Here is a 23,469-nt window from a genome sequence, read left to right as displayed (position 1 = left end):
ATTCATGACCGATAACGCTCTTTCTAAACAGCTCCGCCATCCCCCTTCCGGCGGCTACGCGCGCGGTGACGAAACCCGACAACGTATTATCGAAAGCGCTATTGTTCTGTTTGGCGAATTAGGCTTTGAAGGCGCATCGACGCGCGCAATCGCCAGGCATGCCGGTGTCAATACGCCCGCGTTGCAGTACTATTTCGAGAATAAAGAAGGCTTATACGTCACCTGCGCAGATTATCTTGCCGAAGAGAGTTACGGCTGGTTCGAGCCGTTGCTTACGCGAATTAGCAAGCTTGAGAATCCCGACCCTGATACCTGCATCGAAATGTTCTGCCTGATGCTTGAAACGGTGCTGGAGCGCGTGCTGAATAACCGCGCCGTACATCAGCGCCGACTTTTTCATGCACGAATCAAAATGGGGCAGGGCCCGGAAAAGGCCTCCTTGCTGTTTCAGGAAAAGCTTATCGACCACGTCCATCGTGCGGGCGTCAAACTGGTCTCGAGGATATCGGGCAACGCGGTAGATAATGAACGTACACAAATCAGAGTGTTATCCCTGTTTGGGCTGGCTACAACGTTTTATACCGTGAAACATCCCGTGTTTAACGCTGACGAAGAAGGTCGCCAGTTCCCGGCCGAGCAGATGGCATTAATTAAAAGCAACGTCCGTGAGCAGTGCCAGGTATTGATGCGCAGCTGGATGGTTTAAGAGGCAGTTATGTCGCAAAAAGTTATGCCACAATTTGAACACCGTTATCTCGACGAACTCCCCGGTTTTTATACCGAATTGCAGCCTACGCCACTCGCTGGCGCGCGACTGCTGTACCACAGCGAGCCCCTGGCGGAAGAGTTGGGGCTGGACTCGTCGTTATTCACGGCAGAAAATTCAGGCTACTGGAGCGGCCAAGCGCTGTTCCCTGGCATGAAACCTCTGGCGCAGGTCTACAGTGGCCACCAGTTTGGTCAGTGGGCCGGCCAGCTCGGTGACGGGCGGGGGGTATTGCTGGGCGAGCAGAAGCTTGAAGACGGGCGCATGCTCGACTGGCATCTAAAAGGCGCAGGCCTCACGCCATATTCACGCATGGGGGACGGTCGTGCGGTACTTCGCTCGGTGGTGCGCGAGTTTTTGGCTTCCGAAGCGCTGCACCATCTCGGCATTCCGACCACTCGTGCGCTGACCATTGTGACCAGTGACGAGCCGGTCTATCGCGAGACGACGGAGCGCGGCGCGATGCTGATTCGCGTAGCGCCGAGCCACATTCGCTTCGGCCATTTCGAACACTTCTACTATCGTAAGCAACCTGAGCAGGTGGCGATGCTGGCCGATTATGCCATCGCACACTTCTGGCCAGCGCTGCAAAACGAGGCTGACCGCTACCGCCTGTGGTTGACCGACGTGGTTGAACGCACCGCACGTCTGATTGCCAAATGGCAAAGCGTGGGCTTTGCGCACGGCGTCATGAACACCGACAACATGTCGATCCTCGGGCTGACCCTCGACTTCGGTCCTTACGGCTTCCTCGACGACTATAAACCGGATTTCATCTGCAATCATACCGACCACCAGGGCCGTTATAGCTTTGACAACCAACCTTCCGTGGCTTACTGGAACCTGCATCGTCTGGCGCAGTCGCTTTCCGGCCTGATGAGCACTGAAGATCTGCAAAAAGCGCTGGCGGCTTACGAGCCTGCCCTGATGCTTGAATACGGCAGATTGATGCGCGCCAAGCTCGGCTTCTTTACCGAGAACAAGCAGGACAACAATATCCTGACCGGGTTGCTAAGCCTGATGGCGCAAGAGGGGCGTGACTACACCCGCACCTTCCGCCTGCTGAGTGGCGTTGAGAAAGGAGAAACGCGTTCGGCACTCCGCGACGAGTTTATCGATCGCCAGGCGTTTGACCAATGGTACGAAGGTTATCGTCAGCGGCTGTTGCTGGAAGAGCAGGACGATGCGACGCGTCAGCAGGCGATGAAAAAGATTAACCCACGTATTATTCTGCGCAACTATCTGGCGCAGCAGGCGATTGAAGGCGCGGAGGTTGACGACGTCGGGCGTTTGCAGGCGCTGCATCTTGCACTACAGCAGCCGTACAGTGACGATGCTCGCTTTGATGAGCTGGCAGCGCTGCCCCCGGACTGGGGTAAACACCTTGAAGTGTCCTGCTCGAGCTAAATGTTTGGGTAGAAATCCTCCCTGATAATCCATGTATCAGGGAGGAAACTCTGATTATTGTCTGAGGAAAACCTGAGGAACCGGGCTTTCGGGATGATTAATCACGCCCAGATCCGCGCGGTACCACCGTTGTAACACGTCGGCCTGCAGCACCTCTTTCGGCGTTCCTGCCGCCACCAACTCTCCCTGATGCAACAATAAAATCCTGTCGGCGTAGAGTGCTGCCAGATTCAAGTCATGCAGGACGCAGCAGACCGCCAGCGGGGACTGTCGCGTAAGACGGTGCAACAGACGCAGGCTGTGCTGCTGGTGGTAGAGGTCCAGTGCTGAAGTCGGTTCATCCAGAAACAGCCAGCGCGGCGAGGGCTTTGCACTCCAGAGCTGAATCAAGACTCTGGCAAGCTGCACCCGCTGTTGTTCTCCGCCCGAAAGCTGTCGATAGTCACGCTCGGCAAGAGACAGACAGTCGGTTTGCTCCAGTACCTGTTGCAAAGCCTGCTGGAGTTGCGCGTTATTGTGCGGCGACCGCCCCAGTGTCACGACTTCACGCACGCTGTAACCAAAGGCCAGCTCGCTGTTTTGGCGCATTACGGCACGAGTGCGGGCCAATTCCAGTGGGTCCCAGTCCGTCAGTGGACGACCAACCAGCGCGCAATCCCCTGAATCCGGCGTCAGATAGCCGGTCAAAAGGCGTAACAGCGTCGATTTACCCGCGCCGTTTGGGCCTATTAACGCGACCAGTTCGCCGCTTGACAGCTGTAGAGAAATATCGCTGATAAGCCTGCGATTGGCGACCGAATAACAAAGATTACTCGCCGCAAGCCGATGCTGCGCCTGTGTCGCGTGGTCTGACAAAATAGCCTCAGTCACGGCGTTGCCCTCCTGCACGTAAAATCAGCCATAGAAAATAGGGGCCGCCGAGGATAGCGGTGAGCAGACCAACCGGCATTTCGGCGGGGGCGACCAGCGTGCGGGCGAGGGTGTCGGCCAACAGTAACAGGCAGGCTCCGCCCAATGCTGAACCTGGCAGCAGCCAGCGGTGATCGGCCCCGATTTGCATACGCAGCAGATGTGGGATCACCAGTCCAATGAAGCCAATGATGCCGCAAACCGCCACCGATGCACCGACCAGCAGGGCGCTCAGCAAAAGTAAAATACGCTGCGTTCGGCGGACATTAACGCCAAGATAATGGGCATCTTCGTCGCCGAGCTGCAGCAGGTTCAGCCTGCGTGCCAGGAATTGGGTCGCGATGCTGGCCGGAACAATCACCGACGCCGCAACCGTGAGCGTTGACCACTGCGCTTGTCCTAAGGATCCCATTCCCCACATCGAGAACTGGCGCAGCTGACTGTCGTTGCTGATATAGGTCAACACTCCGACGGCGGCCCCACAGATGGCATTGATAGCAATACCGGCCAACAGCAGGCGCGACAGGCCGTTTTGCCCCATGCGGCTCAGCATGAATACAATAAATGAGATAACCAGACTGCCCGCGAAGGCGCTAATCATCTGGCTGTAGAGCACTATCACCGGTGGAAGAGAGAGTGGAAAGACTATCATCAGCCCAACAAACAGCGCTGCACCGCTGCTGATACCCAGCAGGCCGGGGTCGGCCAGTGGGTTTCGGAACACGCCCTGCATTACCGTGCCCGAGCAGGCGAGGCCACAGCCGACGACCATGGCCAAAAGTATGCGCGGCAGTCGAATCGTCATCCAAATTTGCCACAGCTCGTTATCAAACGGCCGGCGCAGCAGAGCGGGCAGCGAAACGGAGATAGCGCCGCTGTTGGCCGCCAACACCGCCAGGGTAATCAACAGCAACGCCAGCCCGAGCAACATCCGAAGCTGAGCAGGGATCCGCTGACGGAGTGGCGTGCTGAGGGTACTCATTTCGCCTGTTCCGCCGCCAGACGCAGCTTAGCCAGCACTGCCGGTGTTTCCAGCCCGAAGCCGAGCAGGGCCATATCGTCAACGACCAGAGCGCGCTTGTTTCTGCCCGCTGGGGTCATTGCCAGCCCCGGCAGTTTCCAGACATTATCCAGACCGCCGAGCGTCTTCACGCCGTCCGTCGTTAGCAGCAATAAATCTGGCGCGGCCGCAACAATGCCCTCCTGCGAAAGGGGGCGGTAGCGGCTAAAGCCCTGCATCGCATTCTGCGCGCCCGCTGTGGTGATGATTGAATCGGCTGCGGTATTTTGCCCCGCGGCCATCGACCCCATCCCGCCGTGGCTCATTATGAATAGAACTTTAACGTGCAGCGGGGAGCCTTTAACGGCTTTCAGCTGGCTGCGGAATTCGGCAATCAGCTTGTCACCTTCCGGTCTGCGATTCAGCGCATCGGCCACGACCTCAATCTTTTGAATCACCGTGTCGAGCGTAGGATTGCCGGGCACGCGCACCACTTTCACGTGGCTTTCAGCCACCTGCTGTAGCGCTAGCGAGGGTTGTGCGAGGTCTGAGGTCAGGACCAGCGTCGGCTTGGTCGATAAAATCCCCTCGGCGTTTAGCATGCGCATGTAACCCACATCAGGCAATTGGGTGGCCTGAGAGGGATGTGTGCTGGTGCTGTCGCGAGCGACCAGCTCACTGCCTGCGCCCAGTGCGTAGACAATTTCGGTAACATCGCCGCCGATGCTGACCACGCGTTCGGCGGCCTGCGCCGAGGCCAACTGAGTCAAGAAAAGGCTGGCTAACGCGATTTTCCACCCTTTTTTCATGCGGCTACGCCTTGTACGGTGAGCGTTGAGATCTGGTCACGCCAGGCGCTTTGTTCGGGTTTACCTTCGGTACGCTGGCCAAACAGCTGAGCAATCTGGCTGCCGTCAGCGGCGAAAAGCTCGAGACTGGTCACGAAACCGTCTTTGGTTGGCTTGCGGGTAACCCAGCTTTCGGCGATCGCCGTCTCAACTACGTGCAGAGTGAAGCGCTCATTGAATACGTTAATCCACTCGCCGTGAGGCAATACTTTTTCAATTTCACCGGTAAAGATTTGTACGCAGCCTTTGTTGCTGACGAAAATCATGATTTCGTTTTTGTAATCGCAGGCGACGTTGAGGATTTGCGTCAATGAGCCGTTATCAACCTGATAGGCCAGGTCTTCACCTACGGCGCGAAACGCCTGCTGGCGAGTCAGGCCGCGGCGGCGCAGGATCTGGAAGAACTGATGAACGTCGGTCATCTCGCGCCATTCTGCGTCGAGCCCTTGCGTGTCACCGGCTGCCGGTGCAACGACGTCAGCAGGCCTCACCGCCAGCGGCAGGGGGGATCGTGCGCTAAATTGTTCAACCAGCGCCGCCCATTTCTGCGCATCGGTTTCATCGGTGGCATAGACCTTATGGACCGCATAGCCCTGCGCGTCGAAGAACTGCAGGCTGTGACGAGGCCCCTTAGGCGAGTCTTCCGTCAGCGCAAAAACAGACTGCCATTGGCTCAGGAACAGGCGCAGGTCCAGTGCGCGAGGGTTAAGAATTAATCCTGCGTGGCCGTTGAGATGCTGATTTTTGTATTCGCCCTGTTGTTCATGAACGGCAAATTCATTACGGGTAATTGATTTTGTCCCCCCGACATTTTCAAGTGCAGCCAGCAGAGTACGTACCTCGACATCCAGTCTTACGGCATCGTATCCGACGCGTGTATTGAGGAGTTCGGCTTCACTAATACCCAGAATACTGGCTAAATCCCGGGCATATTTTCCTGGGTTCTGTGCTTTAGCTTGCAGATAAGTTTCATGGCTGACTTGGGTCATGGGGTTTCTCGCGAATGAAGAGTGGACACAAAAACGTTAATGTTAAATGGTAATCAATATCAATCTGATAATCATTATCAATTTAATGTCGAGCTACATCAAGTTAATTTTCATTACCTTGTGAACGGGAAGTGCCGTCAGCCAAGGGCTGAGCGTAATTTTCATCTAAAGCAGAAAATAAAAAAGGGGCCATAAGGCCCCCTGATAATCCTGCATGCTTTTTTCTGCTTACAGGCAATTAAGCCTGAAAGCGGCTGCGGGTGGCATCTGCCAACATCTCCAGCAGGGTCTCGGTATCTTCCCAACTGAGGCAAGGGTCGGTAATAGACTTACCATAAACCAGTGGCTCACCGTTGACTATTTTCTGAGTGCCCTCCTCGATAAAGCTTTCGGCCATGATACCGGCGATACCGTTACCGCCATGGCGGATCTGCTCACAGATATCTTTCGCGACGTCGAGCTGACGACGATGCTGCTTCTGACAGTTACCGTGGCTAAAATCAACCACCAGACGCTGCGGCAAATCAAATTCAGCCAGATTTTCACAGGCCTGAGCAATATCTTCGGCGTGATAGTTAGGCGTCTTACCGCCACGCATGATGACGTGACCGTAAGGATTCCCGGAGGTGCGATAAACCGTCATCTGGCCGTTTTTGTCCGGTGACAGGAACATATGGCTCACGCGAGAGGCACGAATGGCATCGATAGCGATTTGCGTGTTGCCGTCAGTCCCGTTCTTAAAGCCGACCGGACAGGAGAGGGCCGACGCCATCTCGCGATGGATTTGGCTCTCGGTCGTACGCGCTCCGATGGCTCCCCAGCTAATCAAATCGGCAAAGTACTGGCCAATGACCATATCAAGGAATTCGGTCGCCGTCGGCAGGCCAAGCTCATTGATAGCCAGCAGGACTTTGCGTGCGAGTTCAATGCCATGGTTAACGCGATAGCTGCCGTTGAGGTCTGGGTCAGAAATAAGCCCCTTCCAGCCAACGACCGTACGCGGCTTTTCGAAGTAGGTACGCATGACAATTTCGAGGCTGTCTTGGTACTTTTCGCGCAATACGTTTAGCTTGCCTGCGTAATCGATAGCGGCTTCGATATCATGAATAGAGCAAGGGCCAACGATGACCAGCAGACGTTTATCTTCGCCGCTAATGATTTTTTCTATGCGCTGACGCGATGCGGTAACATTGTCTGCGACGGCCAAAGAGACTGGCAGGGTATCTGCCAGCGCCTTTGGCGTTATCAGACTACCAACGCGCGTGGTGCGCAGTTCATCTGTTTGTGACATGTGAATTGAATCTCTGAAATTTTGTTCTTCGCAGCGGCAGGAGTGCCGGGAAGTGATGAATGTCACAATAACCCAAAATCAGATCAATTCAACACCCGTTAGCACGTAATAATGCCTCTATCCGCAAATTCCAGCATAAATCTTTCGTTCTTGACCTCAGAGCAGTGTTAGCTGCGCTCATTGACCCGAATAACCTCCCCTGCGTAAGCTTATCGGGATTTATTCCCACGTCCGTTCGTCGCATCAGAACATGCGGCGGCTCATGCCGAAGCTGTCGAGAATTTTTGCCGAAATCTCTTCTACGGAGTAGTTGGTACTGTTGAGGTAGCGAATCTGATTTTTTCTAAACAATGCCTCGACCTCGGAGACTTCCATTCGGCACTGTCTGAGCGAGGCGTAGCGGCTGTTTTCGACCCGCTCCTGGCGGATGGCCGACAGGCGTTCAGGGTCGATAGTCAGACCGAAAAGCTTGTGGTGATGGGGTTTGAGGGCCGCCGGCAGCTGAATGTTGTCCATGTCATCGGCAGTAAACGGGTAGTTTGCAGCGCGGATACCAAACTGTAGTGCGAGATACAGGCTGGTGGGGGTTTTGCCACAGCGTGAGACGCCGATCAATATCACCTGCGCCTGTTCAAGATTACGCAGTGAAATGCCGTCATCGTGCGCTAACGTGTAATCAATGGCCGCGATACGTGCATCATATTTACTGATGTTACTGGCCGTTAAACCGTGAGTTCGGTTGGCGATTGGCGAAGGGTCTACCCCCAACTCATTTTGCAGCGGGGCGACCAATGCCTGAACAATGTCCTGACAAAAACCCTGACTGCTGGCGATAATATCGCGCACCTGGGTCGAAATAATGGAGTAGAACACCAGGGGTCTGACGCCGGTTTTCTCGTAGATGTCGTTAATTTGCTGGCACACGGCCTTTGCACGGCCTTCGTTTTCCACGAAGGGGAGAGAAAAGGTGGTGGCATTGACCGGAAACTGTGACAGCACGGCGTGGCCCAACACTTCTGCGGTGATGGCTGTGCCATCGGAAATATAGAATACACACCTGTCCATGAGCTTCCCCGAACTCTTAATCTTTCACGTAGCGGCGGCGTTTGCCGTTTTCCCGTTGTGTGAAATCTTTGAGTTATCTTTGTCTGTAAAAATAATATTTTCATTATTAACGTGTTTTTCCGAAATTAAAAAGTGCTGTCTCACATTCCTGTCGGGTTTTCGAGACCCTGCGCAAAACTCTTGCAAACCGTGAAACCAAATCACGGATCTTTCGGCAGAGTTCCAGACTTTGCGACAGACTTCAGCTTCTCTTCAGCCATTAGCGTAAGGTTAAAATATCAAGCAATATGAGGCTGGACGATGGCTGATTTACAAAAGAATTTCATTTTTTTGTGACTCGGATAAAAGAAAGAAACGGTGAAAATTCTTAAAGCGAAAATTATTGAATAGCTGTATCGATTCACCAGTCTTATCAATATGGATCATTATGCTAGTCTGAAAACGTTGAGCGCTTCTCAACCGCATAATTTATGAATCCGTTATTGACTCATACTCTCCAATTTTCGCCCTATAAATAGAAAGGATTGTTTCATGGCCAATCTTGACGCTGATTTGCGCAATATTCTCTGGTACAACCAGTTGGGTATGCACGATGTTGACAAAGTAGGGGGCAAAAATGCGTCCCTTGGGGAAATGATTACTAACTTGTCCGATCTGGGCGTTTCGGTGCCAAACGGCTTCGCAACCTCTTCTCAGGCATTTATTAATTTCCTCGATCAAAGCGGTGTCAACAAGCGTATCTATGATCTGCTCGATCAAACCGACGTTGATGATGTGGCTCAACTGGCCAAGGCAGGGTCACAGATTCGACAATGGATTGTTGAAACGCCTTTCCTTCCAGAAATGGAAAAGGATCTTCGTGAAGCCTATCAGCAGCTGTCTGAAGGCGAGCCGGATGCCTCTTTTGCGGTTCGCTCCTCGGCAACGGCAGAAGACATGCCTGACGCATCATTTGCTGGCCAGCAGGAAACCTTCCTTAACGTGCAGGGCTTTGACGCCGTGCTGACGGCAGTGAAGCACGTTTATGCCTCACTGTTTAACGACCGCGCAATTTCTTATCGCGTGCATCAGGGCTATGATCACCGCGGCGTTGCATTATCTGCCGGGGTTCAGCGCATGGTGCGTTCTGACCTCGCCGCGGCGGGTGTCATGTTTACTATTGATACCGAATCAGGCTTCGATCAGGTGGTCTTCATCACCTCAGCCTATGGTCTGGGTGAAATGGTCGTGCAGGGTGCGGTTAACCCTGACGAGTTCTATGTTCACAAACCGACGCTGGCGAAAAATAAACCGGCTATCGTTCGCCGCACCATGGGGTCGAAAAAGATCCGCATGGTTTACGCCGACAGTCAAGAACACGGCAAACAGGTGCAGATTGAAGATGTGCCCGAAGAGCTGAGCCAACGCTTTTCACTGACCGATGCGGAAATTCATGACCTTGCACGTCAGGCATTGCTGATTGAAAAACACTACGGTCGCCCGATGGACATCGAGTGGGCCAAAGACGGTCACAACGGCAAGCTGTATATCGTGCAGGCGCGTCCTGAAACGGTGCGTTCGAACGGCCAGGTGATGGAGCGCTACCAGCTGAATGGCAAGAGCAAGGTGCTGGTAGAAGGGCGTGCCATCGGCCATCGCATTGGTGCGGGTCCGGTCAAGATAATTCATAACATCAGTGAAATGCATCACGTTAAAGCGGGTGATGTGCTGGTGACCGACATGACTGACCCTGACTGGGAACCTATCATGAAAAAAGCGTCGGCCATCGTGACCAATCGCGGCGGACGTACCTGCCACGCCGCAATTATCGCCCGAGAGCTGGGCATTCCAGCAGTGGTTGGTTGTGGTGACGCCACAGAACGTTTAACTGAAAACCAAAAGGTTACCGTTTCTTGTTCGGAGGGCGACACCGGCTATGTCTACCAGGACGAGCTGGACTTCAGCGTACAAAGCTCAGAAGTGAACGAGCTGCCAACGCTTCCGCTGAAGATAATGATGAACATTGGTAACCCAGATCGCGCGTTCGACTTTGCCTGCCTGCCAAATGAAGGCGTGGGGCTTGCGCGTTTGGAATTCATTATCAACCGAATGATTGGCGTGCACCCTAAAGCGTTGCTGGAATTTGATAAACAAGAGCCCGCGCTACAGGAAGAGATTAAAAAGCTGATTCAGGGTTACGACTCACCCGTTGAATACTACGTTGCCCGTTTGACGGAAGGGATTGCCACGCTGGGAGCGGCCTTCTGGCCGAAACGCGTCATCGTGCGTTTGTCGGACTTCAAGTCTAATGAATATGCCAACCTGGTGGGCGGTGAGAAGTACGAGCCGCATGAAGAAAACCCGATGTTAGGTTTCCGTGGTGCAGGTCGCTACGTGTCTGAAAACTTCCGCGACTGCTTTGCGCTGGAATGCGAAGCAATGAAACGCGTACGTAACGATATGGATCTGACCAACGTAGAAGTGATGATCCCGTTCGTTCGTACCGTGGCTCAGGCGGAGGCGGTAGTGGCTGAACTCGCGAATCAGGGTCTCAAACGCGGAGAGAATGGTCTGAAGGTGATTATGATGTGTGAGATACCGTCTAACGCCCTGCTGGCCGATCAGTTCCTCGAGTACTTCGACGGCTTCTCTATTGGGTCGAACGATATGACTCAGCTGGCGCTGGGTCTTGACCGTGATTCAGGTGTGGTCTCTGAGCTATTTGATGAGCGCAACGAAGCGGTAAAAGCGCTGTTGTCGATGGCTATTAAAGCCGCAAAACGCCAGGGTAAATACGTCGGGATTTGTGGTCAGGGTCCTTCCGATCATCAGGATTTTGCTCAATGGCTAATGGAAGAGGGCATTGATAGCCTCTCCCTGAACCCGGACACCGTGGTGCAAACCTGGTTGGCGCTTGCTGAAAGCAAATAATCGCTAACAGTCTGATTGTCTTTATTATTAGCCGCGAATACAGTTGTTCGCGGCTTTTTTATTCGGATGTAAATAAGAAAATGTTGTTAATAGAAACTATTACTGAGTGTCTTAGGTAAAAATATATTTCAGATAAATCCAAAATTATTTTTAATCATTAAAATAAAATTTATAAAGTGTTGCGTTACGTTATAGAGGTGATTATATAAAGGTGGGCGCTGCAGTGGGCACTGGATATATTACGCCAGTTTATTTTTGACAAAAAAAAGGCCCGTCGAGATGACAGGCAAAGACTACACACAGCAATTCTTTGGTAATGCAAGCTTGGGGGAAAGCCTACATATAAATCATGGGGTTGTTGATTCAACTGTTAATAATACTAAGATCCAACAGGATGTTAGTCTCTAAGAATTGTCTTAATAGGAAATTTTAACTGATTCTCTTATCAGGCCTTTTTAATAGCAAAAAAATTTAGTTAGAAATAGCCTGCAAAGGGGGATGAAAAAATAAAAAAAAGCCCCGAAGTCATTAATACTCCGGGGCAGTATTAATAAACAGATTATTCCCCTAGCAACTTGTTAACCTCTTCGAGGTCTTGCTGAGGCTCAGGGGCTTCATTGACCCATAAAGAAATCAATCGGTAAGAAACGGCTAACACCACAGGGCCGATAAATAAACCAATAAGTCCAAAGGCAACCAAGCCGCCGATAACGCCTGAAAGAATAAGGAGCATTGGTAAATCGGCACCCATGTGGATTAAGTACGGGCGCAGTACGCTATCAAGCGAGCCAACCACACAGCTCCAGACCAGCAATACGGTTCCCCAGGTGTTATCGCCGGTCCAATACAGCCAGATGATGGCAGGAATCAGCACCAGCAGCGGTCCAATTTGCGCCACGCAGCAAACAAACATCACCACGGTCAGCAACGTGGCATAGGGGATGCCAACGATGGCTAGACCGATGCCGCCGAGTACCGACTGAACGATGGCCGTGACAACCACGCCCAACGCCACGGCACGAATAGCTTGACCCGCCAGTATGACCGCGGCGTCACCGCGGCCACCCGCCAGACGAATGGCGAAATGGCGGATGCCTATCCCAACGTGCTCACCGCGATAGTAAAGCAGTGCGCTAAACAGCAGCATTAATGAACAGTGTAAAATGAAGCGACCAATGTTGGCCGCCTGCGAGACGAACCAACCGGCGGTTTGCCCAATGTAGGGCTGTACTTTCGCCAGTAATGCACTGCCACCGCTGTTGATCAGGGTATGCCAGCCAAGATAGGTCTTCTTGCCGATAAGCGGAATCGACTCCAGCCAGGTAAAGTCAGGCAGGTGCAGCTGTGAAGGGTTGCTCGCCAGTTTTGCCAGCGGCGCGCTGTTTTCAACCGCACTGCTGATAAGAAGGGCAATCGGCAAAACAAATAGCAGGATAAGCAGCACCGTCATGACGATAACCGCGAGTATTCTACGCCCCCAGAGGAGAGCCTGAATTCTTATCATCACAGGCCAGGTGGCGATGACTATCATTCCTGCCCATGAAAAGCCCAGTATAAATGGTTTCACTACCCAAATACTGGCAATGGTCATCAAGGCAATAAACAGCACGCCAAACATGATTTGTGGCAAATCATAATTTTTGTTCGGGAGATTCATCAGTCATTCTCGTTTCAAAAGCAAAGCATCATGGCCATAAAAACTGGCATCAATCTATCCTCATAAGCATGGAGTATTATCAGGGGTTTTAGAAGCACTAGAAAACGAAGTATGGTAGTTTTTAAGTTGCTTTAGACAGGGTGGGTCCGTTTTACGGATCCAGCGGCCGCCTATAGGCCTGCAAACAACAACAAAGACAGAGTCGTAATCAATGATCCCACAAATTTCTCAGGCACCTGGCGTTATTCAGCGGGTGCTCGACTTTTTGGAAGCGTTAAAGAAAGACGGTTTTACGGGTGACATGGCAACCAGCTACGCCGATCGTCTGACTATGGCGACCGACAACAGCGTCTATCAGCTTTTACCGGATGCGGTTTTGTTCCCGCGCGCTACTTCCGATGTCGCCTTACTCGCCCGCCTTGCTGGTCAGGACCGCTTCAAAACGCTGGTATTTACTCCACGTGGTGGCGGGACCGGCACCAATGGACAGTCTCTTAACCGCGGTATCGTGGTTGATATGTCCAGACATATGAATCGCATCCTCGATATTGATACCGAAGCCGGTTGGGTAAAAGTTGAAGCGGGTGTCATTAAAGACCAGCTAAATGAATTCCTGCGTCCGTTGGGCTATTTCTTCTCCCCTGAACTCTCGACCAGTAACCGCGCCACGCTCGGCGGGATGATCAACACTGATGCCTCAGGGCAAGGGTCGCTGGTTTACGGTAAAACCTCGGACCACGTGCTCGGCCTGCGCGCGGTGGTTTTGGGCGGCGAACTGCTTGATACCAAAGCTATGCCGACGCTGCTTGCCGAACAGTTGGGCGAGGAGAAATCGACCACCGGCAACATTTATCGCACGGTGCTCGAAAGCTGTCGCGAAAATCGCCAACGGATCATCGACAAATTTCCGAAACTTAACCGCTTCCTCACCGGTTATGACCTGCGCCATGTCCTGAGTGACGATCTGCAAACCTTCGACCTGACCCGTATTCTCACCGGTTCTGAGGGCACGCTGGCCTTTATTACCGAAGCGCGTCTGAACATAACGCCGATTCCAAAAGTCAGACGTCTGGTCAACATTAAGTATGACTCGTTCAACTCTGCGCTACGCAACGCCCCCTTAATGGTCGAAGCTAACGCACTTTCGGTAGAAACGGTTGACTCCAAAGTGCTGAATTTGGCGCGTGAGGACATCGTTTGGCATTCAGTGAGTGAATACATCACCGATGTCCCAGGCAAAGACATGCAGGGCCTGAATATCGTCGAGTTTGCCGGTGATGCTCAGGAACTCATCGAGAAGCAGGTCGAGTCCCTTTGTGAACGTCTTGACGGCCTGATTGCCGAAGAGCAGGGCGGGGTGATCGGTTACCAAATCTGTGCCGATCTGGCGGGCATTGAGCGCATCTATAACATGCGTAAAAAATCAGTCGGCCTGCTGGGTAACGCCAAGGGCGCCGCCAAGCCGCTGCCTTTTGCCGAAGATACCTGCGTGCCGCCAGAGCATCTCGCTGACTATATCGTCGAGTTTCGTGCACTGCTGGACAGCCATAACCTTAGCTACGGCATGTTCGGTCACGTTGATGCGGGCGTACTGCACGTGCGTCCTGCGTTGGACATGTGTGACCCGCAGCAGGAAATGCTGCTGAAGAAAATTTCCGATGAGGTGGTCGCGTTGACTGCTAAATACGGTGGGCTGTTGTGGGGCGAACACGGCAAAGGATTCCGCGCCGAATATAGTCCGGCGTTCTTCGGTGACGAGCTGTTCCACGAACTGCGCCGTATCAAGACCGCGTTTGACCCGGCCAACCGCCTCAACCCCGGCAAGATTTGTCCACCGCTTGACTGCGACGAGCCGATGATGAAGGTTGATGCGCCTAAGCGCGGCACCCTTGACCGTCGTATTCCGGTCGAGGTACGCACCGCGTTTCGCGGGGCGATGGAGTGTAACGGTAACGGGTTATGCTTTAACTTCGACGTCAAAAGCCCAATGTGCCCTTCGTTCAAGATTACTGGTAGCCGCATTCATTCACCGAAAGGCCGCGCTGGTATGGTTCGTGAATGGCTGAGACTGCTTTCAGAACAGGGCGTCGAGCCACTGGCGCTGGAGCAGGCACTCCCCCAGGAGTCGATGAGTTTTAGAACGCTTATCGAGAAAACGCGCAACAGTTGGTACGCCAGCAAGGGAGAGTATGATTTCTCCCATGAGGTCAAAGATGCCATGTCTGGCTGTCTGGCCTGTAAAGCCTGTTCAACGCAATGTCCGATCAAAATAGACGTCCCGGGGTTCCGTTCACGGTTCCTACAGCTTTACCACACACGCTATCTGCGCCCGGTGAGCGATTACGTGGTCGCGGGCGTTGAGAGCTATGCGCCGCTGATGTCGCGTGCACCTAAAGTGTTCAACTTCTTCTTCAGGCAGCCGTGGGTGCGTGAGCTGAGCCGTAAAAGCGTCGGCATGGTCGATTTGCCCTTACTCTCCTCTCCAACGTTGCGGGAGCAACTTTCCGGACACAGCGCCGCGACCATGACGCTGGAGCAGCTCGAAAGCATTCCGGTGACGGAGCGCGCGCAGTACGTGCTCATCGTGCAGGACCCGTTTACCAGTTATTACGACGCGAAGGTTGTCGCCGATTTTGTGCGACTGGTGGAGAAACTTAATCTCAAACCGGTGCTGCTGCCATTTTCTCCGAACGGCAAGGCTCAGCACGTGAAAGGATTCCTCCAGCGCTTTGCTAAAACGGCCAGAAAGACCTCGCTGTTTCTCAACCGCGTATCTCAGCTGGGTATGCCGATGGTAGGGGTCGATCCGGCGCTGGTGCTGTGCTATCGCGATGAATATAAAGAGATCCTCGGTGAGTCTCGCGGCTCCTTCCAGGTCCAGCTGGTGCACGAATGGCTGATAACCGTGCTGGCTGAAAAGCCGGAGATGCAGCAGAGCGGCGAGTCGTGGTATCTGTTTGGACACTGTACGGAAAGCACTGCGCTGCCGACCAGCGGCAAGCAGTGGGGCGATATTTTTGCCCGCTTCGGTGCAAAACTGGAAAGCGTCAGTGTGGGCTGCTGTGGCATGGCGGGAACCTATGGCCACGAGGCGAAGAACATTCAGAACTCGCTCGGCATTTATGAATTGTCATGGCATCAGTCGCTGCAACGCCTGCCGCGTCAGCGTTGTCTGGCGACCGGCTATTCCTGCCGCAGTCAGGTAAAACGCATCGAAGGCAACGGGCTGCGTCACCCGCTTCAGGCATTATTAGAAATCATTTAATCCTCAAGGAGAGAACATCATCGTGGCACTTTGGAAACGCGAAACTACGCTCGAAGAGCTTAATAAAACCAGTCAGGGATGCATGGTCGGACACATCGGCATCGAGTTTACCCTGCTGGCAGATGACCGTCTGGAGGCCACGATGCCGGTAGATTCGCGCACTACCCAGCCTTTTAAGCTGCTTCACGGCGGCGCATCTGTGGTGCTGGCGGAGTCATTGGGATCAATGGCGGGTTATCTATGTACCCGTGGCGATCAGCAAATTGTGGGGATTGAAGTGAACGCCAACCATCTGCGGGCGGCGCACAGCGGCTACGTGAAGGGAGTTTGTCGTCCTCTGCACGTCGGCCGCCGCAATCAGGTGTGGGAAATCAAGATATTCGATGAAAGTGAAAACTTGTGCTGTATTTCCCGCCTGACCACCGCCGTAATCGAACTTTGATCGGCTTTTAATGCTAGAATAATAAAGCAGGATGAAGGAAGTGACGCCTTCACCCTTATTCTTTATAGGGTTAATAGTTGGAATTTAATATTTCACAATAGGTTGAAATATACGGTCAGATATTAACCCTATAAAGAGTGTGATTATTTTCGGGAATTAAATTCGCCGCGATTAAAGCTGGAACGGAACGCGCTTAACAAAGTCGGTTTGGAAAGCTGTGGCTTTTTCCCAGATGCCCATCATGGCATAATACTGGCAAATCATTTTGAGAGTGTGTCTGGCGAAGTGGTAGCACTGTACCTGAAACAGGTTGCTGCGCTGAGGATTATTAATTTCCGTTATCAACCGGTTATGCAATTTGCATAGGGCGTGAAGGTAGCTTTGGTCATCGCCATTTTGCAGGCAGAGATTCGCCATATCCAGGCAAAGGCTGTTGTAGCCCTTGAGCTGGTTTATATCTGCTTCCGGCCTGGAAAGCGCCGCATCAGCCAAATAAAAGTCGACCGTTGCGTCTCGGACGTTAAATTTATATTCGTCGATTTTAGCCTGAAGCCACGCATTTACCGATTGAGCCATGAGCGCATTCCGATTTGAATGATAACTATTATCATATTAAAAAATATCATATTTGCAAAAAAGCTGCGGATCAATGTTTTCTACGCCCTTTTTTGTCCTTGATCAATGTAGGGGCATGAGACAAAAAGAGCCTTATTCGGCGATAGGGTAGAAGAAATTCATAAATAGGTATTTCCGATGAATGTTTTATCGTAGTAAAACATCTACAGCAAAGAGAGGGCATAAAAGCCAAAATTGTCAATTTTTAACAAAAAATTGACAATTTATTCAATTAGTTGATGAGGTGCGTAGTTTCTATCCAGAAAAGGCGGCATCTCATTCACGGACGCGAGCAGGGCTGTTTGCGGTCCGTAATGGCTATACCCTCTTAAAACAAGAGGTTGAAGTGACAAGTGTAATCACTAAAATAGACACTAGAAGGTTGTCTATTAATAACCTGATATTCATGAGGTAGACAGATGCAAACCGAAAATGTCGGCACGTTCTCATTGGATGACAACGTATGGCAAGGCGTGACGCTGACTGATTCCGCAGCCAAGCAGGTCAAAAATCTAATGACTCAGGATCCTGAAGTCAAAGGGCTACAGCTGTCTGTGAAGCAGTCGGGCTGCGCAGGTTTTGCCTATGTGCTAGACCTGACTAAACAACCGGCGAGCGATGACCTGGTTTTCGAGCGCGAAGGTGCTCACCTGTATATTCCGTTGAAAGCAATGCCTTTCATCGATGGAACTGAGGTGGATTTTGTCCGTGAAGGGCTGAACCAGATCTTTAAGTTCAATAATCCAAAAGCTCAACACGCCTGCGGGTGTGGGGAAAGCTTTGGCCTGTAATTCTAATGTAATCGAAGCGATGTAACTAACATGTCACGAAGCAACGTAGAAATTCCAGACAACGTGCAGTCTTGGGTCGGCGATGGGAATAAATACAAGGAAGGATTTTTCACCGCGCTGGCAACCGATGAACTCGCATCCGGCATCAACGAAGATGTCGTTCGTGCCATTTCCGCCAAGCGTAATGAGCCGGAGTGGATGCTGGAGTTCCGTCTGCAGGCTTACCGTGCTTGGATCAAAATGGAAGAGCCGCACTGGCTTAAGGGCGAATACAAGCCTTTAGACTATCAGGACTACAGCTATTACTCCGCGCCATCGTGCGGCAGCTGTGACGATTCCTGTGGTTCTCAGCCTGGTGCCACGCAGCAGTCAACCGCAGACTCGCTGGCTGTGCCTGCGCTCGAAAAAAACTATCTGACCACCGAAGTTGAAAAAGCCTTCAATCAGTTGGGTGTTCCTGTGCGTGAAGGTAAAGAAGTGGCCGTTGACGCCATCTTCGACTCCGTTTCCGTTTCGACCACCTACCGTGAGAAGCTGGCTGAATCCGGCGTTATCTTCTGCTCCTTCGGTGAAGCTATTCACGATTATCCAGAGCTGGTTAAACAGTATCTGGGCACCGTTGTGCCTGCTGAAGACAACTTCTTCGCTGCGCTGAACGCCGCTGTCGCTTCTGACGGTACTTTCGTGTACATCCCGAAAGGCGTGCGTTGCCCGATGGAGCTGTCGACCTATTTCCGCATCAACGCAGCGAAGACAGGTCAGTTCGAGCGTACCATTCTGATTGCCGACGAAGGCAGCTATGTCAGCTACATCGAAGGCTGCTCGGCGCCGGTTCGTGATACCTATCAGCTGCACGCGGCCGTGGTTGAAGTCATCATCCACAAAGACGCTGAAGTAAAATACTCCACCGTGCAAAACTGGTTCTCCGGCAGCGAAGAGAGCAGCGGTGGTATTTTGAACTTTGTCACCAAACGCGCTATCTGCGAAGGTGCAAACTCCAAAATGTCCTGGACTCAGTCCGAGACCGGTTCTGCCATCACCTGGAAATACCCGAGCGTTATCCTGAAAGGCGATAACTCAATCGGTGAATTCTTCTCGGTTGCACTGACCAGCGGCAAGCAGCAGGCCGATACCGGCACCAAGATGATTCACATTGGTAAAAACACCAAGTCGACCATCATTGCCAAAGGTATCTCTGCCGGAAAGAGTGAAAACAGCTATCGCGGTCTGGTTAAAATCCTGCCTTCCGCCGAGAACGCGCGTAACTTTACCCAGTGTGACTCGATGCTGATTGGCCCAGACTGTGGCGCACATACGTTCCCGTATATCGAAGTGCGTAACAGCACTGCTCAGCTGGAGCACGAAGCCACGACCTCGAAGATTGGCGAAGATCAGCTGTTCTACTGCCTACAGCGCGGGATCAGTGAAGACGATGCTATCTCAATGATCGTTAACGGTTTCTGTAAAGATGTCTTTTCAGAGTTGCCGCTCGAATTTGCCGTGGAAGCGCAAAAACTTCTCGCAATCAGCCTTGAGCACAGCGTCGGGTAAGTCTTACCCGACAGACTTGAAGAACAACAGAATAAGTAGAAACACGAGCGCACAGACGCAAATCAAGGATACACATGTTAAGCATTAAGAATTTAAAGGTCCGAGTAGAAGAAAAGGAAATTCTTAAAGGGCTCGATCTCGAGATCAAGCCTGGGGAAGTGCACGCCATTATGGGCCCGAACGGCTCAGGTAAAAGTACGCTTTCCGCTACACTTGCGGGCCGTGAAGATTACGAAGTGACTGAAGGCTCTGTCGAATTCAATGGTAAAGACCTGCTGGAGCTTGATCCAGAAGACCGCGCCGGCGAAGGCGTATTCATGGCGTTTCAATACCCGGTTGAAATCCCAGGCGTCAGCAACAACTTTTTCCTGCAAACTGCGGTAAACGCGGTTCGTAAATACCGTGAACAGCCTCCGATGGACCGCTTTGATTTCGCCGATTTTATGGACGAAAAAATTGCGATGCTGAAGATGCCTGAAGACCTGTTGAGTCGTTCGGTTAACGTTGGCTTCTCCGGTGGTGAGAAGAAGCGTAACGATATTCTGCAGATGGCGGCCCTTGAGCCAAGCCTGTGCATTCTTGATGAAACCGACTCCGGTCTGGACATCGATGCGTTGAAAATCGTTTCCAGCGGCGTTAATGCCCTGCGTGACGGTAAGCGCTCCTTTATTATTGTGACCCACTACCAGCGTATCCTCGACTATATCAAGCCTGACTACGTGCACGTTCTGTGGCAGGGCCGCATTGTAAAATCCGGTGATTTCAGCTTGGTTAAACAGTTAGAGGAGCAAGGTTATGGCTGGCTTACCGACGAAGAGTAATGCCCCTGCAGCCGGCAGCTCACATGCTATGCAGCAGTTTTACCGCCTGTTCGAAAGCGTAGGTGGCGAGCAGTCTTCCCATGCCCACAACCATTGGCAGCAGGTTCTGCGCCTTGGTTTCCCGCATGCGAAGATGGAAGACTGGAAATACACGCCTGTCGCGCCGCTGCTGGGTAACCAGTTCTTTGCCCCTGAAAAACAGCAGGTGTCTGCCGACGTGCTGAAATCCGTGGCGCTGCCGCTCGATACTTACCGTCTGGTGTTCATCGATGGCCGTTTCAGCGCTGAGCTTAGCGATACCGACACCGGCGATTTCGAGATTGAGAAACTGACCCCGGCCTGCCAGCAAACGCTGCCAGAGGCGATTCAGTCAGAAGTGTTCCTGCACCTGACCGAGAGTCTGGCGCAGGATGGCCTCAACATTCGCCTCGCCGCCGGCAAGCAGGCTGAAAAGCCGCTTTACCTGCTGCACATCAGCAGCGGTCGTGCCAATTCTCGCGAAGTGAACACGGCGCATCATCGCTACCACGTTGCGGTTGAGCGCGGTGCTAATGCCGAAGTGATTGAACACTATGTGAGCCTGGGCGAAGCAGGGCATTTCACCGGTGCACGCCTGACGGCGAACATTGGCGATAACGCTGATTTCACGCACTACAAGCTCTCCTTCGAAAGCCAGGCAAGCTACCACTTTGCCCATAACGATCTGGTCGTTGGCCGTGACGCGCGCGTTTCCAGCCACAGCTTCCTGCTGGGGGCCGGGTTAACCCGTAACAACACCAGCGCACAGCTTAACGGCGAAGGCAGCAATCTGAACATCAACAGCCTGCTGTTGCCGATTGATGCCGAGATTGCGGATACCCGCACTTATCTCGAGCACAACAAAGGCTATTGCAACAGCAATCAGCTGCACAAGGTGATTGTTAACGATCGTGCTAAAGCGGTGTTTAACGGCATGATCGAAGTGGCTAAAAACGCCATTAAAACCGACGGCAAGATGACCAACAACAACCTGTTGCTGAGTCCGAAAGCCGAGGTCGATACCAAGCCGCAGCTGGTTATTTTTGCCGATGACGTCAAGTGTGGACACGGCGCGACCGTTGGCCGCATGGACGACGAGCAGCTGTTCTACCTTCGTGCTCGCGGCATCAGCGGGCTTGATGCACGTAACATGATTATCTTTGCCTTCGCAGCCGAGCTGACTGAAGCAATTGAAAATGAGACGCTGCGTGAGGTTGTTATTGCACGGATTGCAGGCCGACTGAATCGAGGTGAGTAATGAGTTTTCCACTGGAAAGAGTGCGTAGTGATTTTCCTCTGCTGAGCCGTGAAGTTAACGGCCAGCCACTGGCCTACCTGGACAGCGCGGCGAGCGCGCAGAAACCGCGTCAGGTCATTGACAGTGAAAGTCAGTTCTATAAGCACGACTACGCCGCTGTGCACCGTGGGATCCACACTCTCAGCGTTGAAGCCACCGAGCAGATGGAAAACGTTCGTAAGCAGGCCGCCGCATTTATTAATGCGGCTTCTGCCGAAGAGATTGTTTTCGTCAAAGGTTCGACCGAGGCTATCAACCTGGTTGCCAACACCTTTGGCCGTACCCAGCTTTCCGCCGGTGATCGCATTATCATCACCGAGATGGAGCACCATGCCAATATCGTTCCGTGGCAGATGCTTGCCGAAGAACGTGGCCTGCACATCGATATCTGGCACCTGACGCCGGAAGGCGAACTGGACATGAGTCAGTTTGCGTCGCTGCTGACGCCGCAGACCAAACTGCTGGCGCTGGCGCACGTCTCAAACGTGTTGGGCACGCGCAATCCCATTGAAACCATTATTCCACAGGCTAAGGCCGCCGGCCTGTATGTGCTGGTGGACGGCGCGCAGGCTGTCATGCACCACAAGGTGGATGTGCAGGCGTTGGATTGTGATTTCTACGTGTTCTCTGGCCATAAACTCTATGGACCGACCGGTATTGGTATTCTTTACGGTAAAGCGGCACTGCTAGATAAAATGCCACCCTGGGAAGGCGGCGGCTCGATGATCAAGCACGTGAGCCTGACCGAAGGAACCACCTACGTCAAAGCGCCGTGGCGTTTTGAGGCGGGCTCGCCAAACACCGGCGGCATGATTGGCCTGGGCGCTGCATTCGACTACGTTAATGAACTTGGTCTGGACGCTATCAACGAGTACGAGCAGTCGCTGATGAGCTACGCGCTCGAGGCGATGGCCGACATCCCGGATATCCATATCTATGGACCTGTAGAACGTTCTGGTGTCATTGCCTTTAACCTCGGCAAGCATCATGCTTATGACGTGGGCAGCTTCCTTGACCAATACGGTATCGCTATTCGCACCGGTCACCACTGCGCCATGCCGCTGATGTCATTCTTCGGCGTTCCGGCCATGTGCCGTGCTTCTCTTGCAATGTATAATACCCGCGAAGAAGTTGACCGTTTGGTCGCAGGACTAAAACGTATTAGCCTGCTGCTGGGTTAACAAAAAGCAAAATAGCAGGATGGTTTTTTATGGCAAATTTGCCAGATAAGCAAAAGTTGGTTAAAAACTTCTCCCGGTGCCCGAACTGGGAAGAGAAATACCTGTATGTGATCGAGCTTGGTGCGCTGCTTGCGCCATTAAGCGACGAAAATCGTCAGGCGCAGAATCTGATTTCTGGCTGTCAAAGCCAGGTGTGGATTGTGATGCACGCAGGCGAAAATGGTCAGATTGATTTCGCTGGCGACAGCGATGCGGCCATCGTGAAAGGGTTGCTGGCGATTGTTTTCAGCCTGTATCACGGCCTGACCGCAGAAGAAGTGGTGGCGCTTGACGTTCGTCCTTTCTTTGGCGAGCTGGAGCTGAGTCAGCATCTTACGCCTTCCCGTTCCCAGGGGCTTGAGGCAATGATCCGCGCTATTCGTGCCAAAGCGGCGGTAATGGCGTAACCACGCCGCTTTTACCCCGTGCAATGGCCCGACCCATTAGGATTGTTCTGCTAATGGGGCGGGCCATTTTCGTTTCCCCTCCGATTTTTCCCTGATTTATTTCTGATTTTTCAGCAGCTTAATTCCTTAATTTCCTTGCGGCGATCTGATGCGTAACGCGTTGATTTTAGAAGCCTAAATTGTCATTAAGACCAGCAATG

The 23,469-nt window shown here is 52.6% G+C and carries 19 protein-coding genes; 11 read left to right on the top strand and 8 right to left on the bottom strand.

From position 1 onward, the window contains the following. Window positions 1-4 precede the first annotated feature (4 nt). Window positions 5-706 carry a CerR family C-terminal domain-containing protein gene (locus O1V65_RS10830; protein WP_017492485.1) on the top strand — a complete coding sequence of 234 codons (702 nt, stop codon included), beginning with the start codon at window positions 5-7 and terminating at the stop codon, window positions 704-706. Window positions 707-730: 24 nt separating this feature from the next. Continuing rightward, a complete protein-coding gene (locus O1V65_RS10825) occupies window positions 731-2,173 on the top strand; it encodes a protein adenylyltransferase SelO (RefSeq protein ID WP_026110611.1) in 1,443 nt (480 codons plus the stop codon). A 54-nt stretch (window positions 2,174-2,227) separates the two neighbouring features. On the opposite strand, the gene O1V65_RS10820 is transcribed toward O1V65_RS10825, so the two are convergent. The 6 genes from O1V65_RS10820 to ppsR all read right to left on the bottom strand — a co-directional run bounded on the left by O1V65_RS10820 (window position 2,228) and on the right by ppsR (window position 8,275). After that, window positions 2,228-3,043 (bottom strand): heme ABC transporter ATP-binding protein, encoded by an 816-nt coding sequence (locus O1V65_RS10820; protein ID WP_017492483.1) that lies wholly within the window; start codon window positions 3,041-3,043, stop codon window positions 2,228-2,230. After that, on the bottom strand, window positions 3,036-4,064 hold the full coding sequence (locus tag O1V65_RS10815) for a FecCD family ABC transporter permease (RefSeq protein WP_227952814.1): 1,029 nt from the start codon (window positions 4,062-4,064) through the stop codon (window positions 3,036-3,038). Before O1V65_RS10815 ends, O1V65_RS10820 begins: the two co-directional genes overlap by 8 nt. Further along, complete coding sequence (locus tag O1V65_RS10810) at window positions 4,061-4,891, bottom strand: heme/hemin ABC transporter substrate-binding protein (protein WP_017492481.1); 831 nt, start codon at window positions 4,889-4,891, stop codon at window positions 4,061-4,063. The genes O1V65_RS10815 and O1V65_RS10810 overlap by 4 nt, the downstream gene beginning before the upstream one ends. After that, complete coding sequence (locus O1V65_RS10805) at window positions 4,888-5,919, bottom strand: hemin-degrading factor (protein WP_017492480.1); 1,032 nt, start codon at window positions 5,917-5,919, stop codon at window positions 4,888-4,890. The genes O1V65_RS10810 and O1V65_RS10805 overlap by 4 nt, the downstream gene beginning before the upstream one ends. Window positions 5,920-6,157: 238 nt before the next feature. Then, window positions 6,158-7,210 carry a 3-deoxy-7-phosphoheptulonate synthase gene (locus O1V65_RS10800; protein WP_084912807.1) on the bottom strand — a complete coding sequence of 351 codons (1,053 nt, stop codon included), beginning with the start codon at window positions 7,208-7,210 and terminating at the stop codon, window positions 6,158-6,160. Between the two features lie 243 nt (window positions 7,211-7,453). Continuing rightward, entirely contained in the window at window positions 7,454-8,275 is an 822-nt protein-coding gene (gene ppsR / locus O1V65_RS10795) for a posphoenolpyruvate synthetase regulatory kinase/phosphorylase PpsR (protein WP_017492478.1), read from the bottom strand. A 531-nt stretch (window positions 8,276-8,806) separates the two neighbouring features. Between ppsR and ppsA the strand changes: the two genes are divergently transcribed. Further along, a complete protein-coding gene (ppsA, locus tag O1V65_RS10790; protein ID WP_084912806.1) occupies window positions 8,807-11,185 on the top strand; it encodes a phosphoenolpyruvate synthase in 2,379 nt (792 codons plus the stop codon). A 559-nt stretch (window positions 11,186-11,744) separates the two neighbouring features. Here the strand turns inward: ppsA and ydiK are convergent. Then, entirely contained in the window at window positions 11,745-12,842 is a 1,098-nt protein-coding gene (ydiK, locus tag O1V65_RS10785; RefSeq protein ID WP_017492476.1) for an AI-2E family transporter YdiK, read from the bottom strand. 211 nt (window positions 12,843-13,053) lie between these two features. Between ydiK and ydiJ the strand changes: the two genes are divergently transcribed. Together ydiJ and O1V65_RS10775 are read left to right on the top strand one after the other, a co-directional pair. Beyond that, window positions 13,054-16,107, top strand: coding sequence for a D-2-hydroxyglutarate dehydrogenase YdiJ (gene ydiJ, locus O1V65_RS10780; RefSeq protein WP_017492475.1), 3,054 nt, complete (start codon window positions 13,054-13,056; stop codon window positions 16,105-16,107). Window positions 16,108-16,129: 22 nt separating this feature from the next. Then, on the top strand, window positions 16,130-16,549 hold the full coding sequence (locus O1V65_RS10775) for a hotdog fold thioesterase (protein WP_165429079.1): 420 nt from the start codon (window positions 16,130-16,132) through the stop codon (window positions 16,547-16,549). Window positions 16,550-16,720: 171 nt separating this feature from the next. Here the strand turns inward: O1V65_RS10775 and O1V65_RS10770 are convergent, their stop codons facing one another. Then, window positions 16,721-17,125 carry a hypothetical protein gene (locus tag O1V65_RS10770; protein ID WP_017492473.1) on the bottom strand — a complete coding sequence of 135 codons (405 nt, stop codon included), beginning with the start codon at window positions 17,123-17,125 and terminating at the stop codon, window positions 16,721-16,723. A gap of 458 nt (window positions 17,126-17,583) precedes the next feature. On the opposite strand from O1V65_RS10770, the gene sufA reads away from it, so the two are divergent. From sufA to sufE, 6 genes are all read left to right on the top strand, one after another. Continuing rightward, window positions 17,584-17,955 (top strand): Fe-S cluster assembly scaffold SufA, encoded by a 372-nt coding sequence (gene sufA / locus O1V65_RS10765; RefSeq protein ID WP_017492472.1) that lies wholly within the window; start codon window positions 17,584-17,586, stop codon window positions 17,953-17,955. 30 nt (window positions 17,956-17,985) lie between these two features. Next, window positions 17,986-19,506 carry a Fe-S cluster assembly protein SufB gene (gene sufB / locus O1V65_RS10760; protein WP_084912663.1) on the top strand — a complete coding sequence of 507 codons (1,521 nt, stop codon included), beginning with the start codon at window positions 17,986-17,988 and terminating at the stop codon, window positions 19,504-19,506. Between the two features lie 74 nt (window positions 19,507-19,580). Beyond that, window positions 19,581-20,327: a Fe-S cluster assembly ATPase SufC gene (gene sufC, locus O1V65_RS10755; RefSeq protein WP_017492470.1), complete on the top strand. Its 747-nt coding sequence runs from the start codon at window positions 19,581-19,583 to the stop codon at window positions 20,325-20,327. After that, window positions 20,302-21,603: a Fe-S cluster assembly protein SufD gene (gene sufD / locus O1V65_RS10750; RefSeq protein WP_017492469.1), complete on the top strand. Its 1,302-nt coding sequence runs from the start codon at window positions 20,302-20,304 to the stop codon at window positions 21,601-21,603. The genes sufC and sufD overlap by 26 nt, the downstream gene beginning before the upstream one ends. Then, on the top strand, window positions 21,603-22,823 hold the full coding sequence (gene sufS / locus O1V65_RS10745) for a cysteine desulfurase SufS (protein WP_269130486.1): 1,221 nt from the start codon (window positions 21,603-21,605) through the stop codon (window positions 22,821-22,823). The genes sufD and sufS overlap by 1 nt, the downstream gene beginning before the upstream one ends. Before the next feature lie 29 nt (window positions 22,824-22,852). Further along, window positions 22,853-23,269: a cysteine desulfuration protein SufE gene (gene sufE, locus O1V65_RS10740; RefSeq protein ID WP_017492467.1), complete on the top strand. Its 417-nt coding sequence runs from the start codon at window positions 22,853-22,855 to the stop codon at window positions 23,267-23,269. Window positions 23,270-23,469 lie beyond the last annotated feature (200 nt).

The sequence above is a fragment of the Rouxiella badensis genome (assembly GCF_026967515.2).
Taxonomy (GTDB): Bacteria; Pseudomonadota; Gammaproteobacteria; order Enterobacterales; family Enterobacteriaceae; genus Rouxiella; species Rouxiella badensis.
The sequence above is the reverse complement of the archived record's forward strand: the minus strand, read 5'-3'. Positions and strand labels throughout refer to the sequence as shown.